This window comes from Hydrogenophaga sp. UC242_53, assembly GCF_042696965.1.
In the GTDB taxonomy this organism is placed as follows: Bacteria; Pseudomonadota; Gammaproteobacteria; order Burkholderiales; family Burkholderiaceae_C; genus Hydrogenophaga.
In genome coordinates, this window is the sequence record NZ_CP170552.1 from 516213 (window position 1) to 530697 (window position 14485).

The window sequence follows — 14485 nt, forward strand, 5'->3', positions numbered from 1 at the left end:
CCAGCGCGGCGGGAGGGGCGCGCATAAAATACCCGGTTCACCGGCGGGCGCCAGATGTCCTGCCCCGTGGCCGGTGACCCATGGGTCCCGCCCGCGCATGCCAGCCGTCTCCTTCCAGCACGTTTCCAAGACCTACTCGACCCCGCGCGGTGACCTGCACGCGCTGCAATCGGTGTCCTTCGACATCGAACCCGGCGAGTTCTTCGGCCTGCTCGGCCCCAACGGTGCGGGCAAGACCACCCTCATCAGCGTGCTCGCGGGCCTGGCGCGCGCCACCTCGGGCCGCGTGCTGGTGCACGGCGCCGACGTGCAGGCCGACTACGCCACCGCCCGCCGCCAGCTCGGCGTGGTGCCGCAGGAACTGGTGTTCGACCCCTTCTTCAACGTGCGCGAGGCCTTGCGCATCCAGTCCGGTTACTTCGGCATCCAGCGCAACGACGCCTGGATCGACGAACTGCTCGAAGGCCTGGGCCTGGCCGACAAGGCCACGGCCAACATGCGCCAGCTCTCGGGCGGCATGAAGCGCCGCGTGCTGATCGCGCAGGCGCTGGTGCACAAGCCGCCGGTGATCGTGCTTGACGAGCCCACCGCTGGCGTGGACGTGGAGCTGCGTCAGACCCTTTGGCAGTTCGTCTCGGACCTCAACAAGCGCCTGGGCAGCACGGTGCTGTTGACCACGCACTACCTGGAAGAGGCCGAGGCCCTGTGCGGCCGCATCGCCATGCTCAAGCAGGGCAGGGTGGTGGCGCTCGAATCCACCTCCGCGCTGCTGGCGCGTGCGGCCTCCAACGTGCTGCGCTTCAAGACCGACGCGGCCCTGCCGATCGATCTCGCCGTGCAGGCCCGCATCACCGGCCGCGTGGTGCAGCTGCCGGCCAACGACGCGCTGGCGGTCGAGCGCATCCTGGCGCGCCTGCGCGAGGTGGGCGTCTCGCCCGAGGACATCGAGATCCGCAAGGCCGATCTGGAAGACGTGTTCCTGGACCTCACTGGTGCGCAACCGCGCGCCAGCTCGCCCGCGGAGGTCGCAGCATGACCGGCTGGCAGACCCTGTTCTACAAGGAAGTGCTGCGCTTCTGGAAGGTCGGCTTCCAGACCGTGGCCGCGCCCGTCATCACGGCCATCCTCTACCTCATGATTTTCGGCCACGTGCTCGAAGACAGGGTGCAGGTCTACGACTCGGTGAGCTACACCGCCTTCCTGCTGCCCGGCCTGGTGATGATGAGCGTGCTGCAGAACGCCTTTGCCAACAGTTCGTCCTCGCTGATCCAGAGCAAGATCATGGGCAACCTGGTGTTCCTGCTGCTCACGCCGCTGTCGCACCGCGCCTGGTTCGTGGCCTACGTGGGTTCGTCCATCGTGCGCGGCCTGGCCGTGGGCCTGGGCGTGATGCTGGTCACCTGGTGGTTCGCTCAGCCCTCGATGGTGGCGCCGCTGTGGATCCTGGCCTTCGGCTTCATGGGCGCGGCGCTGCTGGGCACGCTGGGGCTGATCGCCGGGCTCTGGGCCGAGAAATTCGACCAGATGGCCGCGTTCCAGAACTTCATCATCATGCCCATGACCTTCCTCTCGGGCGTGTTCTACTCCATCCATTCCCTGCCCGCTTTCTGGCAGCGCGTGAGCCACCTCAACCCGTTCTTCTACATGATCGACGGCTTCCGCTATGGCTTCTTCGGGGTGAGCGACGTGTCGCCCTGGATCAGCCTGGCCCTGGTGGGCAGCGCGCTGGCCCTGGTGAGCGCGATCGCGCTGCACCTGCTCAAGACCGGCTACAAGATCCGGCACTGACGAAACCCCATGACCGCTGAAGAACTGCAATCCCTCATCGCCGCCGGCCTGCCCTGCGAGCACCTCGAAGTCACCGGTGACGGCCGCCACTGGGCGGCGGTCATCGTCTCGCCCGCGTTCGAGGGCCAGCGGCTGATCAAGCGCCACCAGGCCGTCTACGGCACGCTGGGCGGACGCATCCAGACCGACGAGGTGCATGCCCTGTCGATGAAGACCTTCACGCCCGCCGAATGGGCCACACAACCCCGTAACTGACGCGCCCCATGGACAAACTGCGAATCAACGGCGGCCGCACCCTGCAGGGTGAGGTGACCATCTCCGGCGCCAAGAATGCCGCGCTGCCCGAACTGTGCGCCGCGCTACTCACCTCCGAGCCGGTGACGCTGAACAACCTGCCGCGTCTGCAGGATGTGGTCACCATGCGCAAGCTGCTCGACAACATGGGCGTGCAGACGCAGACCCAGGAGGACCGCAGCGGCATCACCCTGCAGGCGGCCGACCCGATCAAGGCCGAGGCGCCGTACGAGCTGGTCAAGACCATGCGCGCGTCGGTGCTGGTCCTTGGCCCGCTGCTGGCGCGCTTTGGTCACGCCCGCGTGTCGCTGCCGGGCGGCTGTGCCATCGGCTCCCGGCCGGTGGACCAGCACATCAAGGGCATGCAGGCCATGGGCGCGGAGATCGTGGTCGAGCACGGCTACATGGTCGCGAAGCTGCCCGCGGGCAAGACGCGCCTGCACGGCGCGCGCATCGCCACCGACATGGTGACCGTCACCGGCACCGAGAACTTCCTCATGGCCGCCGCGCTCGCCCAGGGCGAGACGGTGCTGGAGAACGCGGCGCAGGAACCCGAGATCGGTGACCTGGCGGAAATGCTGATCGCCATGGGCGCGAAGATCGAGGGCCACGGCACCAGCCGCATCCACGTGCAGGGCGTGGACCGCCTGCAGGGCTGCACGCACCAGGTGGTGGCCGACCGCATCGAGACCGGCACTTTCCTGTGCGCCGTGGCCGCCGCGGGTGGCGACGTGGTGCTGCGCCATGGCCGCGCCGACCACCTCGACGCCGTGATCGACAAGCTGCGCGAGGCGGGGGCCCAGATCGAGGCCGGCAAAGACGCGCGTGGTGACTTCATCCGCGTGCGCGCCTCCGGCCGCCTGAAGGCGCAGAGCTTTCGCACCACCGAGTACCCGGGCTTCCCGACCGACATGCAGGCCCAGTTCATGACGCTCAACTGCATCGCCGACGGCGCGAGCAAGGTGACCGAGACCATCTTCGAAAACCGCTTCATGCACGTCAACGAGCTGGTGCGGCTGGGCGCGCGCATCCAGACGGACGGCAAGGTGGCGATCATCGAGGGCATTCCTCGCCTGTCGGGTGCCACCGTGATCGCCACCGACCTGCGCGCTTCGGCCAGCCTGGTGATCGCCGGCCTCGTGGCCGACGGTGAAACCATCGTCGACCGCATCTACCACCTGGACCGCGGTTACGACCAGATGGAAGCCAAACTGCGCGGCATCGGCGCGGACATCGAACGCATCAAATGATCACTCTCGCCCTCTCCAAAGGCCGCATCTTCGACGAGACCCTGCCGCTGCTCAAGGCCGCGGGCATCGAGGTGCTGGAAGACCCCGAGAAGTCGCGCAAGCTCATCCTGCCGACCAGCAACCCCGAGGTGCGTGTGGTGCTGGTGCGTGCGACCGATGTGCCCACCTATGTGGAATATGGCGGTGCCGACATCGGCGTGACCGGCAAGGACACGCTGATCGAACACGGTGCGCAGGGCCTGTACCAGCCGCTGGACCTCCACATCTCGCGCTGCCGCGTGAGCGTGGCGGTGCGCGCCGACTTCGACTACGCCTCGGCCGTGCGCCAGGGTTCGCGCCTGAAGGTCGCCACCAAATACACCACCATCGCGCGCGAGTTCTTCGCGGGCAAGGGCGTGCACGTGGACCTGATCAAGCTCTACGGCAGCATGGAGCTGGCGCCGCTGACCGGCCTGGCCGACGCCATCGTCGACCTGGTCTCCACCGGCAACACGCTCAAGGCCAACCACCTGGTCGAGGTCGAACGCATCATGGACATCAGCGCTCGCCTGGTGGTCAACCAGGCCTCGCTCAAGCTCAAGCAGGCGGCCATCCGACCCATCATCGACGCCTTCGCGCAAGCCATCGAAAAGGATCCCGTCTCCTCATGAGCCTCTCCGCCCGCCCAGCCCGCCTGTCCACCACCGCCGCGGATTTCGAGGCGCAGTTTGCGGCCCGCCTGCATTGGTCGGCCGAGACCGACGGGGCGATCGAGCAGCGCGTGGCCGACATCCTGGCCGATGTGCGCGAGCGCGGCGATGCGGCGGTGCTGGAATACACGGCGCGCTTCGACGGCCTGACGGCGGACGGCATGGCCGACCTGGAGTTGACGCAAGCCGACTTCAAGGCCGCGTTCGATGGCCTGCCCTCGGCCCAGCGCGAGGCCTTGCAGGCCGCCACGCGCCGCGTGCGCAGCTACCACGAAGCGCAGAAGAAGGCCGGCGGCGAAAGCTGGAGCTACCGCGACGAGGACGGCACCTTGCTGGGCCAGAAGGTGACGCCGCTGGACCGCGTGGGCATCTACGTGCCCGGCGGCAAGGCGGCCTACCCGTCCAGCCTGATCATGAACGCCGTGCCCGCGCACGTGGCCGGCGTGCAGGAAATCATCATGGTGGTGCCCACGCCGGTGCGCGGCAGTGCCGCGACTGGCGGCAGTGGTTCGGACACCTCGGCGCGCGGCGAGCGCAACGACCTGGTGCTCGCTGCGGCCTATGTGGCCGGCGTCACCCGCGCCTTCACCATCGGCGGCGCGCAGGCGGTGGCCGCGCTGGCCTACGGCACGGCCACCGTGCCCAAGGTCGACAAGATCACCGGCCCCGGCAACGCCTACGTGGCCAGCGCCAAGAAGCGCGTGTTCGGCACCGTGGGTATCGACATGATCGCCGGCCCGAGCGAAATCCTGGTGCTGGCCGACGGCAGCACGCCAGCCGAATGGGTGGCGATGGACCTCTTCAGCCAGGCCGAGCACGACGAGTTGGCCCAGAGCATCCTGCTGTGCCCGGACGCGGCCTACATCGACGCGGTGCAGCGCGAGATCGACCGCCTGCTGCCCAGCATGCCGCGCGCGGCCATCATTGCCAAGAGCCTGAACGACCGGGGAGCGCTGATCCACACCCGTGACATGGAAGAGGCCTGCGTGATCAGCAACCGCATCGCGCCCGAGCACCTGGAGGTGTCCAGCAGCGAGCCGCACCGCTGGGAGCCGCTGCTGCGGCACGCGGGTGCCATCTTCCTCGGCGCGTACACCAGCGAAAGCCTGGGCGACTACTGCGCCGGCCCCAACCACGTGTTGCCCACCAGCGGCACCGCGCGTTTTTCCTCGCCTTTGGGCGTGTACGACTTCCAGAAACGCAGCAGCCTGATCGAGGTGAGCCAGGCCGGCGCGCAGAGCCTGGGCGCCATCGCGGCCGAAATGGCCTATGGCGAGGGCCTGCAGGCGCATGCGCGCGCGGCCGAAATGCGGCTCAAGGACGTGCCGCCGATGCGGGGTGCCTCATGAGCCAGAACCCTTTGAACACGATCCGCCAGGACGTGCAGTCCATGCACGCCTACGCCATCCAGGACTCGACCGGCATGGTCAAGCTCGATGCGATGGAGAACCCGTTCGCCCTGCCGCCCGCCCTGCAGGCCGAGTTGGGCGCGCGCCTGGGCGCGGTGGCGATCCACCGCTACCCCGGCGCCCGCATCGACGAGCTCAGGCAGGCACTGGCCCGTCACGTGGACCTGCCTGCGGGCTGCGGCCTTATGCTGGGCAATGGCTCGGATGAACTGATTTCGCTGCTGGCCATGGGCTGCGACCTGCCGGGCGCCACCATCCTGGCCCCCCTGCCGGGTTTCGTCATGTACGCCATGAGCGCCCAGCTGCAGGGGCTGAAATTCGTCGGCGTGCCGCTCACGGCCGATTTCGAGCTGGACGAGCCGGCCATGCTGGCCGCGATGCGCGAGCACAAGCCGGCCATCACCTACATCGCCTACCCCAACAACCCCACCGCCAACCTCTGGAACGCGGACACCATCCGCCGCCTGATCGCCGAGGCGGCCGGTTTCGGTGGCCTGGTGGTGATGGACGAGGCCTACCAGCCGTTCTCTAGCCACAGCTGGCTGGACGAGATCCGCGCCCAGCCGGCGGCCCATGCGCACGTGCTGCTCATGCGCACCCTCTCCAAGTTCGGCCTGGCCGGCGTGCGCATCGGCTACATGGTGGGTGCGCAGGCGCTGGTGCACGAGATCGACAAACTGCGCCCGCCGTACAACGTGAGCGTGCTCAACGCCGAGTGCGCCCTGTTCGCGCTGGAGCACGCCGAAGTTTTCGCCGACCAGGCCTCGCAGATCCGCGAACAGCGCGCTTTGCTGATCGACGCGCTGGCGGCCATGCCGGGCGTCACACCCTTCCCGAGCGAGGCCAACATGGTGCTGGTGCGTGTGCCCGATGCACAACGCTGCTTCGATGCGCTCAAGGCCCAGGGGATTCTGGTGAAGAATGTTTCTAGAATGCATCCTTTGCTGACCCATTGTCTGCGCCTGACGGTGGGTACACCGTCGGAAAACGCCCAGCTGATCCGAGCCCTCCAGACCGCCCTATGACCCAGACGCCTCCCGCCCCCGCCGTGTCCGACCGCGTGGCCCAAGTGCAACGCAACACCTCGGAGACGCAGATCGGCGTGCGCATCAACCTCGACGGCACGGGACAGGCCAGCCTGTCCACCGGCATCGGTTTCTTCGACCACATGCTGGACCAGATCGCCCGCCACGGGTTGATCGACCTCGACGTGCAGGCCAAGGGCGACCTGCACATCGACGGCCACCACACGGTGGAAGACGTGGGCATCACGCTGGGCCAGGCCTTTGCGCAGGCCGTGGGCGACAAGAAGGGCATCCGCCGCTACGGCCACGCCTACGTGCCGCTGGACGAGGCCCTGTCGCGCGTCGTGATCGATTTCTCGGGCCGCCCGGGCCTGCACATGCGCGTGCCGTTCAAGAGCGGCATGGTCGGTGGCTTCGACACGCAGCTCGCCTTCGAGTTCTTCCAGGGCTTCGTCAACCACGCCGGCGTGACCCTGCACATCGACAACCTGCACGGCGAAAACGCCCACCACCAGGCCGAAACCGTGTTCAAGGCTTTCGCCCGTGCACTGCGCATGGCCCTGGAGCGCGACCCGCGCATGGGCGACGTGATTCCCTCGACCAAAGGCTCGCTCTGAGTTCTTCACCCCGATGAAACGCAAGACGGTCGCCGTGGTGGACTACGGCAGCGGGAACCTGCGCTCGGTATCGCAGGCGGTGCAACACGTGGCGCGCGCGCAGGACGTGGAGGTGCGCGTCACCGCCCAGGCCCAGGAGGTGCTGGACGCCGACCGCGTGGTGCTGCCCGGCCAGGGCCACATGGGCGATTGCATGCGTGAGCTTGCCGCGTCCGGTTTGCTGGAGGCCGTGCTGCACGCTGCCGCCCACAAACCGCTGTTCGGTGTCTGCGTGGGCATGCAGATGTTGCTGGACCGCAGCGAGGAAGGACCGACCGACGGCCTGGGCCTGATCCCCGGCGAAGTCGTGCGTTTCCAGCTGGAAGGGCGTTTGCAGGCCGATGGCAGCCGTTTCAAGGTGCCCCAGATGGGGTGGAACCCCGTGTTCCACGAACTGGGCCGGGGCCCGGCCCACCCGCTGTGGTCGGGCATCGCGGACGGCGCCTATTTCTATTTTGTGCACAGCTTCTACGCCCGGCCTGCCCAGGCAGTGCACAGCGTGGGTGAAGCGGACTACGGCGGGCGCTTTGCGGCGGCCATTGCCCGCGATAATATTTTTGCCACCCAGTTTCACCCGGAAAAAAGCGCCGATCAGGGGCTGGCGCTCTACCGCAATTTCCTGTCCTGGAATCCCTGAGTCCATCCGCCCTTCACCCACACCATCATGCTGCTGATTCCTGCCATTGATCTGAAAGACGGCCAGTGCGTTCGCCTCAAACAGGGCGACATGGACCAATCCACGGTGTTCGGCGAAGACCCGGCGGCCATCGCCCGCAGCTGGGTCAACAAGGGCGCGCGCCGTGTGCACCTGGTGGACCTCAACGGTGCCTTTGCTGGCAAGCCCAAGAACGAGCAGGCGATCCGCGCCATCCTCAAGGAGGTGGGTTCGGAAGTGGACGTGCAGCTGGGCGGTGGCATCCGCGACCTCGACACCATCGAGCGTTACCTGGACGCCGGCCTGCGCTACGTGATCATCGGCACGGCGGCGGTGAAGAACCCAGGCTTCCTGCAGGACGCCTGCACGGCGTTCGGCGGCCACATCATCGTGGGCCTGGACGCCAAGGACGGCAAGGTTGCCACCGATGGCTGGAGCAAGCTCACCGGCCACGAGGTGGTGGACCTGGGCAAGAAGTTCGAGGACTACGGCGTCGAAGGCATCATCTACACCGACATCGGCCGCGACGGCATGCTTTCGGGCATCAACATCGAGGCCACCGTCAAGCTGGCGCAGGCGCTGTCGATTCCCGTGATCGCCTCGGGCGGCCTGTCCAACCTGGAAGACATCCGCGCGCTGTGCGCCGTGGAAGACGAAGGCGTCGAAGGCGTGATCTGTGGCCGCTCGATCTACAGCGGCGACCTCGACTTCGAGGCCGCGCAGCAGCTGGCCGACGACCTCAACGGATAACGCAGCCCATGCTTGCCAAGCGCATCATTCCCTGCCTGGACGTCACCGGCGGCCGCGTCGTCAAGGGCGTCAACTTCGTGGAATTGCGCGATGCGGGCGACCCGGTGGAAATCGCCGCCCGCTACAACGAGCAGGGTGCCGACGAACTCACTTTCCTGGACATCACCGCCACCTCCGATGGCCGGGACCTGATCCTGCACATCATCGAGGCCGTCGCTTCGCAGGTCTTCATTCCGCTCACGGTGGGTGGTGGCGTGCGCACGGTGGAAGACGTCCGCCGCCTGCTCAATGCCGGCGCCGACAAGACCAGCTTCAACTCGGCTGCGATCGCCAACCCGCAGGTGATCCGCGACGCGTCGGACAAGTACGGTGCGCAGTGCATCGTGGTCGCGATCGACGCCAAGCGCCGCCAGGGCGACGACCTGGCCCAGCGCGGCGAAGGCTGGGACGTCTACAGCCACGGTGGGCGCAAGAACACCGGCCTGGACGCCGTGGCCTGGGCCTCGAAGATGGCTGACTTCGGTGCCGGCGAAATCCTGCTCACCAGCATGGACCGCGATGGCACCAAGTCCGGCTTCGATCTGGCGCTGACCCGCGCGGTGGCCGACGCGGTGAGCGTGCCGGTGATCGCTTCGGGGGGCGTGGGCAACCTTGACCACCTGGCCGATGGCGTGCAACAGGGTGGGGCGGATGCCGTGCTGGCCGCCAGCATCTTCCACTACGGCGAGTTCACCGTGGCGCAGGCCAAGGCGCGCATGGCCGAACGCGGCATCCCGGTCCGGCGCTGAGGCGTTTCTTCAGAGGTGGTCGCCGCTGTGGCGGGGTGGAAGCTGGCGCTCCAGCCGGTCTTCCAGCTCGCCCACGCTCGCACTCACGCTGTTGCCGGTCTGCTCGATCACCTGGGTCAGCGCGGACTGGACCTGGTCCAGCTTGGTGTGCACCTTCTCCGACAACGCCTGTTCGCGTGCCGTGGTGGCCTGCAGTTCGGTCTGCAGGTATTGCCGCAGCTCGGTGAAGCGCGAAGCTTCGGCCTTGTCGGCCAGCAGGCGCTGGTCGGCCGCCTCGCGGGTGATGCGGCGGACCTCCATCAGATGCAGCGTCTGGTAGTACACCAGCGCGACCAGAAACACCACGAGCACCAGGGCCAGCATGCCCAGCAACACCAGGCCCATGGGCGCTTGCACCTGGGTGAAACCGAAATTGAGCGCGGTGGGTTGCAGGATCTGTTCGAAGTTCAGGGCCACGAAGCCCGCGATGAACAGGATGAAGAGGACCAGGAGCAGGGTGCGGAGTTTCATGGTGTTCCTTGTCATGGTTGGGGACGGGGCGGTGTGCCTCGGACCGGTGCCTGGACCATCCTAACGGCATTCCGGCCGCCAGGGGCGTCAAGCCCGGGCCCCATGGTAGATTCCTGCCATGAACTGGCTCGATGAAGTGAAGTGGGACGCGCAAGGCCTGGTGCCTGTGATCGCGCAGGAAGCCGCCTCGGGCGACGTGTTGATGTTCGCCTGGATGAACCGCGAGGCGCTGCAGAAGACGGCCGAACTGGGCCGTGCGGTCTATTACAGCCGCTCACGCGAACGGCTGTGGTTCAAGGGGGAGGAGTCGGGCCACGTGCAGACCGTGCACGACATCCGCATGGACTGCGACAACGACGTGGTGCTGCTCAAGGTCACGCAACTGGGGCACGAACCCGGCATTGCCTGTCACACCGGCCGCCACAGCTGCTTCTTCCAGCGTTTCGAGGGCGGCCAATGGCACGCCGTCGAGCCCGTGCTTAAAGACCCCGAATCGATCTACAAGTGAACCGACATGTCCACCACCGATGACCTGGCGCGCCTGGCCGCCGTGATCGAAAGCCGCAAACCGGCCAACGGGGGCGATCCCGAAAAAAGCTACGTGGCTCGCCTGTTGCACAAGGGGCCCGACACCTTCCTGAAAAAAATCGGCGAAGAGGCCACCGAGGCGGTGATGGCGGCCAAGGACGCCGACCATGGCGGCGACCCCCAGAAGCTGGTCAACGAAATCGCCGACCTTTGGTTCCACAGCATGATCGCGCTGGCGCACTACAACCTGAGCCCGGCCGACGTGGTGGCCGAACTGGTGCGCCGCGAGGGCCTGAGCGGCCTGGAGGAAAAGGCGATGCGCAAAGTGCTGCAGCGAGAGGCTGCAGCCGGTCCGGAAGCTGGCTGAAAGGAGCTTGTGATGAGCGACATCATTGACGTCAAGGCGGTCGACAGCGAGAAGGCCCAGTCTCTCAAGACGGTGGGCTGGGTCAGCTACCTCTTGCACCTGATCGTGGCCGTGGCGGCGGTGTTGCCCGGCGCGCAGGCCAGCCCGGTGTTGCTCATCATCGCCTTGATCGTCGACCTCGTGAAAAAAAGCGATGCCGAGGGCACCTGGCAAGCGAGCCATTTCTCCTGGCGCATCCGCACCGTCATCTGGGCCGCCGTGCTGTACCTGGTGACCCTGCCGCTGTGGCTGCTGTTCCTGGCGCCCGGCTGGATTGCCTGGTGCCTGATCTCCATCTGGTTCCTCTACCGCATCGTCAAGGGCATGGTGCGCATGAACGCCAGCCAGGCTATGCCCGACTAACACCTCCGATCCCATGAGCGCTCACGACCCGAATTGCATCTTTTGCAAGATCATTGCCGGCCAGATCCCGTCGAAAAAGGTCTACGAAGACGAAGACCTTTACGTCTTTCACGACATCCACCCCTGGGCACCGGTGCATTTCCTCATGGTACCGAAGGCGCACATCCCCTCCATGGCCCAGTTGGGCCCTGAGCACGAGCGGCTGATGGGCCGCATCATGACCCTGGCCCCGCGCCTGGCGCTGGAGCAGGGTTGCAATCCATACCCCGAAGGCGGATTTCGCATCGTGTGCAACAACGGTGGGGAAGGCGGGCAGGAGGTGCACCACCTTCACGTGCACGTGATGGGTGGTCCCCGGCCCTGGTTGCGTGGATAAGTGCCGTCCGGCGGGCCCTGGTATTGCGCCGCGAGGGCGGCTGAACTCCCACCGGGGCTTAGAATCCCACGCATAGCGGCTCTCGCTTCCCTATTTCCTTATCTGGAGTAACTCATGGGTTCGTTTTCCATCTGGCACTGGTTGATCGTGCTGCTGATCGTGGTGATGGTGTTCGGCACCAAGAAGCTCAAGAACATCGGTTCCGATCTGGGCGGTGCGGTCAAGGGTTTCAAGGACGGCATCAAGGAAGGCTGCGCCAGACCCCCGCCGACAACACGGCGGCGGCCCCCGCAGGGCAGGTGACGCAGGACACCCGCACCGACAAGAACACGATCGACGTCGAAGCCAAGCACAAAAGCTGATGCTCCTGCTGCCCGCGGTGGGTTTGAATACCCTAGGCAGCACCGTTTCCGGGCGGACCTCCCGCCCAACATTGCCCGCAGGATGGCCGACACATGATTGATCTGGGCATTTCCAAGCTCGCCCTCATCGGGGCGGTGGCGTTGATCGTCATCGGCCCCGAAAAGCTGCCTCGCGTCGCCCGCACGGTGGGCGCCCTGCTGGGCAAGGCGCAGCGCTACGTGTCGGACGTCAAGGCCGAGGTCAGCCGCTCCATGGAGCTCGAAGAGCTCAAGAAGATGAAGGACTCGGTGACCGAGGCGGCGCGCGACGTGGAGGCCTCGGTGCAGAGCGGTGCCAACGATTTCGAGAAATCGTGGTCGGACGCGACCGCTGGCCTGGATGGCACGTCCACCACCTATGGTTCCAACGGCTCACTCGAAACCCCACCGGTTTACAAACACCCCAAGAAGAACTGGCGCCTGAAGCAGAAGGCGATGCCCCAGTGGTTCAAGGCCCGCACCGGCGTGCGCACCCGCACCCAGTCGGGTGCGGCCCGCGTGGCCCGGTTCCGGCCCCGCTCCTCTTCCGCTCCCCGTTGATGTCCGATCCCAAAGATTCCACCGACGAACTCGCCGGTTCCGAGCAGCCGTTTGTCCAGCACCTGATGGAGCTGCGCGACCGGCTTCTGTACGGCATCATCGGCCTGGCGATCTGCATGGCCCTGTTGGCCGTCTGGCCCGGCCCCAGCGGGCTGATCGACCTGATCGCGGTGCCTATCCGGGCCCACATGCCGCCCGACGCCAAGCTGATCGCCGTGGGCGTGTTCTCGCCCTTCTTCGTGCCGATCAAGGTGCTGGCGATGGCGGCGCTGCTGCTGTCCCTGCCCTGGTGGATGTACCAGGTATGGGCCTTCGTGGCGCCCGGTCTGTACAGCCACGAGAAGCGCTTCGCCGTGCCCCTGATCGTGCTGGGCAGCTTGCTGGCTTACATCGGCATCGCGTTCGTGCAGTTCTTCGTGCTGGACAAAATGTTCGGCTTCATCCAGAAGTTCACGCCCGCGAGCGTGGCCGCCACGCCCGATATCGCCTCATACGTGGAGGCCATTCTGTCGCTGTACCTCGCCTTTGGCCTGGCGTTCCAGGTGCCCATCGTCGTGGTGCTGCTGGTCAAGATGAACATGGTGACGGTGCAGAAGCTCAAGGAGTTCCGGGGCTACTTCATCGTCGTGGCCTTCGTCATCGCGGCCGTCGTGACGCCGCCGGACGTGATCTCCCAGCTGGCGCTGGCCGTGCCCATGTGCCTGCTCTACGAGCTGGGCATCTGGGGCGCGCAGTGGTTCATCAAGGCGTCGGCCAAGACCGACGAAGAAGCCAAGGAAGAAGAAAAGCCGGCGGCTTGATCGATCCCGCGCTTCAGCGTGGGGTGGCTTGCTGACGCGGCAGGTTGCGCCGGCCCGGTGTGACCTCGATCTTCGTCTTGCCCTCGCGCCGCACCACATCGAGCGACGCGGGCGTGCCCGGCGACAGGTTGCGCCACGGCCGACAGCAGCTGCGCGACGTTGTTCACCGAGCGGCCGGCCACGGCGGTGATCACATCGCCTGGACGAATGCCGGCCTGGGCGGCGGGCCCGTTCTGCAGCACGCCGCTGATGATGACGCCCGTGCCCGGCTGCATGCCGAAGTTCTCGGCGAGTTCGGGGCTCAGGTCCTGGGGCTCCACGCCGATCCAGCCGCGCGTGACCTGTCCGTCCTTCACGATGGCTTCCATCACGCTGCGCGCGGTGGAGGTGGGGATGGCAAAGCCGATGCCCATCGAGCCGCCGGAGCGTGAGTAGATCGCGGTGTTGATGCCCATCAGCTGACCGCTCACGTCCACCAGTGCGCCGCCCGAATTGCCCGGGTTGATGGCGGCATCGGTCTGGATGAAGTTCTCGAAGGTGTTGATGCCCAGCTGGGTGCGGCCAAGCGCGCTGACGATGCCGCTGGTGACGGTCTGGCCCACGCCAAACGGGTTGCCGATGGCCAGCACCTGGTCGCCGATTTCCAGCGCATCGGAGTTGCCCAGGGTGATCACGGGCAGGTCGGTCAGGTTGATCTTCAGGATCGCCAGATCGGTTTCCGGGTCGGTACCGATCACCTCCGCCACGGCCTTGCGGCCGTCGTTGAGGATGACCTCGATCTCGTCGGCTTCTTCGATGACGTGGTTGTTGGTGAGCACGTAGCCGGCAGGACTGACGATCACGCCCGATCCCAGGCCACTTTGCTGCTGCGAGGGGGCCTGGTCGCCAAAGAAAAACCGGAACCAGGGATCCGCGCTTTGCGGGTTGTGGGCTGGCGCCTTGCTGGTGTTGATGCTCACCACGGCCGGCGATGCGGTGCGGGCGGCGGCGCGAAAGCTCCCGGTGCCCTCGACCGTCGCTACCGGCGTGCCCGATGGGGCTTCGAACACGGGCACCACGGCAGTCTGGCGGCCCAGCCATTGGGGCTGCAAGGTGCCCACCACGAACAACGCCGCCACGAGCACAGTGACGGTTTGGGCGAACAGGAGCCAGAGTCGTTTCATGGGGATGTCGAGCGGGTTGAGGAGGGGCGCGGCCTCGGCCGCGTCCGCCGATATTGTCCCGCATATGGGCGTGAACGGCGACGGCTTCAAGACG

Annotated in this window: 18 protein-coding genes and 2 pseudogenes; 18 read left to right on the top strand and 2 right to left on the bottom strand. The window is 66.5% G+C overall.

Annotated elements, in window-relative coordinates; translation table 11 throughout:
• The first annotated feature begins 97 nt into the window (after nucleotides 1–97).
• From ACFJI0_RS02695 to hisF, 11 genes are read left to right on the top strand one after another with little or no spacing between them, the layout of a single operon-like run.
• Nucleotides 98–1036 (top strand): ABC transporter ATP-binding protein, encoded by a 939-nt coding sequence (locus tag ACFJI0_RS02695; RefSeq protein WP_382161421.1) that lies wholly within the window; start codon nucleotides 98–100, stop codon nucleotides 1034–1036.
• Nucleotides 1033–1788, top strand: coding sequence for an ABC transporter permease (locus ACFJI0_RS02700; protein ID WP_382323356.1), 756 nt, complete (start codon nucleotides 1033–1035; stop codon nucleotides 1786–1788). Before ACFJI0_RS02695 ends, ACFJI0_RS02700 begins: the two co-directional genes overlap by 4 nt.
• 9 nt (nucleotides 1789–1797) lie before the next feature.
• Nucleotides 1798–2043 (top strand): BolA family protein, encoded by a 246-nt coding sequence (locus ACFJI0_RS02705; protein WP_291118478.1) that lies wholly within the window; start codon nucleotides 1798–1800, stop codon nucleotides 2041–2043.
• An 8-nt stretch (nucleotides 2044–2051) separates the two neighbouring features.
• Nucleotides 2052–3332, top strand: coding sequence for a UDP-N-acetylglucosamine 1-carboxyvinyltransferase (gene murA, locus ACFJI0_RS02710; protein ID WP_382323357.1), 1281 nt, complete (start codon nucleotides 2052–2054; stop codon nucleotides 3330–3332).
• Nucleotides 3329–3982 carry an ATP phosphoribosyltransferase gene (gene hisG / locus ACFJI0_RS02715; RefSeq protein WP_382323358.1) on the top strand — a complete coding sequence of 218 codons (654 nt, stop codon included), beginning with the start codon at nucleotides 3329–3331 and terminating at the stop codon, nucleotides 3980–3982. The genes murA and hisG overlap by 4 nt, the downstream gene beginning before the upstream one ends.
• The gene (gene hisD, locus ACFJI0_RS02720) at nucleotides 3979–5370 is read left to right on the top strand and encodes a histidinol dehydrogenase (RefSeq protein WP_382323359.1); all 1392 of its coding nucleotides are present in this window, start codon (nucleotides 3979–3981) and stop codon (nucleotides 5368–5370) included. The genes hisG and hisD overlap by 4 nt, the downstream gene beginning before the upstream one ends.
• A complete protein-coding gene (hisC, locus tag ACFJI0_RS02725) occupies nucleotides 5367–6455 on the top strand; it encodes a histidinol-phosphate transaminase (RefSeq protein WP_382323360.1) in 1089 nt (362 codons plus the stop codon). The genes hisD and hisC overlap by 4 nt, the downstream gene beginning before the upstream one ends.
• The gene (hisB, locus tag ACFJI0_RS02730) at nucleotides 6452–7072 is read left to right on the top strand and encodes an imidazoleglycerol-phosphate dehydratase HisB (RefSeq protein WP_382161405.1); all 621 of its coding nucleotides are present in this window, start codon (nucleotides 6452–6454) and stop codon (nucleotides 7070–7072) included. The genes hisC and hisB overlap by 4 nt, the downstream gene beginning before the upstream one ends.
• A gap of 13 nt (nucleotides 7073–7085) precedes the next feature.
• Entirely contained in the window at nucleotides 7086–7748 is a 663-nt protein-coding gene (gene hisH, locus ACFJI0_RS02735) for an imidazole glycerol phosphate synthase subunit HisH (RefSeq protein ID WP_382323361.1), read from the top strand.
• A 27-nt stretch (nucleotides 7749–7775) separates the two neighbouring features.
• Entirely contained in the window at nucleotides 7776–8516 is a 741-nt protein-coding gene (gene hisA / locus ACFJI0_RS02740; RefSeq protein ID WP_291121393.1) for a 1-(5-phosphoribosyl)-5-[(5-phosphoribosylamino)methylideneamino]imidazole-4-carboxamide isomerase, read from the top strand.
• A gap of 8 nt (nucleotides 8517–8524) precedes the next feature.
• Nucleotides 8525–9304 (top strand): imidazole glycerol phosphate synthase subunit HisF, encoded by a 780-nt coding sequence (hisF, locus tag ACFJI0_RS02745; protein WP_382323362.1) that lies wholly within the window; start codon nucleotides 8525–8527, stop codon nucleotides 9302–9304.
• A gap of 9 nt (nucleotides 9305–9313) precedes the next feature.
• Here hisF and ACFJI0_RS02750 read toward each other — a convergent pair whose 3' ends face one another.
• Complete coding sequence (locus ACFJI0_RS02750) at nucleotides 9314–9814, bottom strand: LapA family protein (RefSeq protein WP_382323363.1); 501 nt, start codon at nucleotides 9812–9814, stop codon at nucleotides 9314–9316.
• 109 nt (nucleotides 9815–9923) lie between these two features.
• Here ACFJI0_RS02750 and hisI point away from each other — a divergent pair, with 109 nt between their 5' ends.
• The 7 genes and pseudogenes from hisI (at nucleotide 9924) to tatC (ending at nucleotide 13228) form a co-directional block, all read left to right on the top strand.
• Nucleotides 9924–10322 carry a phosphoribosyl-AMP cyclohydrolase gene (hisI, locus tag ACFJI0_RS02755; protein WP_382163743.1) on the top strand — a complete coding sequence of 133 codons (399 nt, stop codon included), beginning with the start codon at nucleotides 9924–9926 and terminating at the stop codon, nucleotides 10320–10322.
• Nucleotides 10323–10328: 6 nt separating this feature from the next.
• The gene (locus ACFJI0_RS02760) at nucleotides 10329–10709 is read left to right on the top strand and encodes a phosphoribosyl-ATP diphosphatase (RefSeq protein ID WP_382323364.1); all 381 of its coding nucleotides are present in this window, start codon (nucleotides 10329–10331) and stop codon (nucleotides 10707–10709) included.
• 12 nt (nucleotides 10710–10721) lie between these two features.
• Entirely contained in the window at nucleotides 10722–11111 is a 390-nt protein-coding gene (locus tag ACFJI0_RS02765; RefSeq protein ID WP_291121402.1) for a hypothetical protein, read from the top strand.
• Nucleotides 11112–11124: 13 nt separating this feature from the next.
• Complete coding sequence (locus ACFJI0_RS02770; protein ID WP_382323365.1) at nucleotides 11125–11487, top strand: histidine triad nucleotide-binding protein; 363 nt, start codon at nucleotides 11125–11127, stop codon at nucleotides 11485–11487.
• A gap of 114 nt (nucleotides 11488–11601) precedes the next feature.
• Nucleotides 11602–11849: pseudogene (gene tatA, locus ACFJI0_RS02775) on the top strand (Sec-independent protein translocase subunit TatA).
• Between the two features lie 93 nt (nucleotides 11850–11942).
• On the top strand, nucleotides 11943–12428 hold the full coding sequence (tatB, locus tag ACFJI0_RS02780) for a Sec-independent protein translocase protein TatB (protein WP_382323366.1): 486 nt from the start codon (nucleotides 11943–11945) through the stop codon (nucleotides 12426–12428).
• The gene (gene tatC, locus ACFJI0_RS02785) at nucleotides 12428–13228 is read left to right on the top strand and encodes a twin-arginine translocase subunit TatC (protein WP_382161387.1); all 801 of its coding nucleotides are present in this window, start codon (nucleotides 12428–12430) and stop codon (nucleotides 13226–13228) included. Before tatB ends, tatC begins: the two co-directional genes overlap by 1 nt.
• A gap of 13 nt (nucleotides 13229–13241) precedes the next feature.
• Here the strand turns inward: tatC and ACFJI0_RS02790 are convergent.
• A pseudogene (locus ACFJI0_RS02790) lies at nucleotides 13242–14391 on the bottom strand (Do family serine endopeptidase).
• Nucleotides 14392–14485 lie beyond the last annotated feature (94 nt).

What these genes read in the sequence shown, in the direction of transcription:
- ACFJI0_RS02695 (WP_382161421.1), top strand. Translation starts at nt 98, where the DNA reads ATGCCAGCCGTCTCCTTCCAGCACGTTTCCAAGACCTACTCGACCCCG.
- ACFJI0_RS02700 (WP_382323356.1), top strand. Translation starts at nt 1,033, where the DNA reads ATGACCGGCTGGCAGACCCTGTTCTACAAGGAAGTGCTGCGCTTCTGG.
- ACFJI0_RS02705 (WP_291118478.1), top strand. Translation starts at nt 1,798, where the DNA reads ATGACCGCTGAAGAACTGCAATCCCTCATCGCCGCCGGCCTGCCCTGC.
- murA (WP_382323357.1), top strand. Translation starts at nt 2,052, where the DNA reads ATGGACAAACTGCGAATCAACGGCGGCCGCACCCTGCAGGGTGAGGTG.
- hisG (WP_382323358.1), top strand. Translation starts at nt 3,329, where the DNA reads ATGATCACTCTCGCCCTCTCCAAAGGCCGCATCTTCGACGAGACCCTG.
- hisD (WP_382323359.1), top strand. Translation starts at nt 3,979, where the DNA reads ATGAGCCTCTCCGCCCGCCCAGCCCGCCTGTCCACCACCGCCGCGGAT.
- hisC (WP_382323360.1), top strand. Translation starts at nt 5,367, where the DNA reads ATGAGCCAGAACCCTTTGAACACGATCCGCCAGGACGTGCAGTCCATG.
- hisB (WP_382161405.1), top strand. Translation starts at nt 6,452, where the DNA reads ATGACCCAGACGCCTCCCGCCCCCGCCGTGTCCGACCGCGTGGCCCAA.
- hisH (WP_382323361.1), top strand. Translation starts at nt 7,086, where the DNA reads ATGAAACGCAAGACGGTCGCCGTGGTGGACTACGGCAGCGGGAACCTG.
- hisA (WP_291121393.1), top strand. Translation starts at nt 7,776, where the DNA reads ATGCTGCTGATTCCTGCCATTGATCTGAAAGACGGCCAGTGCGTTCGC.
- hisF (WP_382323362.1), top strand. Translation starts at nt 8,525, where the DNA reads ATGCTTGCCAAGCGCATCATTCCCTGCCTGGACGTCACCGGCGGCCGC.
- ACFJI0_RS02750 (WP_382323363.1), bottom strand. Translation starts at nt 9,814, where the DNA reads ATGAAACTCCGCACCCTGCTCCTGGTCCTCTTCATCCTGTTCATCGCG.
- ACFJI0_RS02760 (WP_382323364.1), top strand. Translation starts at nt 10,329, where the DNA reads ATGTCCACCACCGATGACCTGGCGCGCCTGGCCGCCGTGATCGAAAGC.
- ACFJI0_RS02765 (WP_291121402.1), top strand. Translation starts at nt 10,722, where the DNA reads ATGAGCGACATCATTGACGTCAAGGCGGTCGACAGCGAGAAGGCCCAG.
- ACFJI0_RS02770 (WP_382323365.1), top strand. Translation starts at nt 11,125, where the DNA reads ATGAGCGCTCACGACCCGAATTGCATCTTTTGCAAGATCATTGCCGGC.
- tatB (WP_382323366.1), top strand. Translation starts at nt 11,943, where the DNA reads ATGATTGATCTGGGCATTTCCAAGCTCGCCCTCATCGGGGCGGTGGCG.
- tatC (WP_382161387.1), top strand. Translation starts at nt 12,428, where the DNA reads ATGTCCGATCCCAAAGATTCCACCGACGAACTCGCCGGTTCCGAGCAG.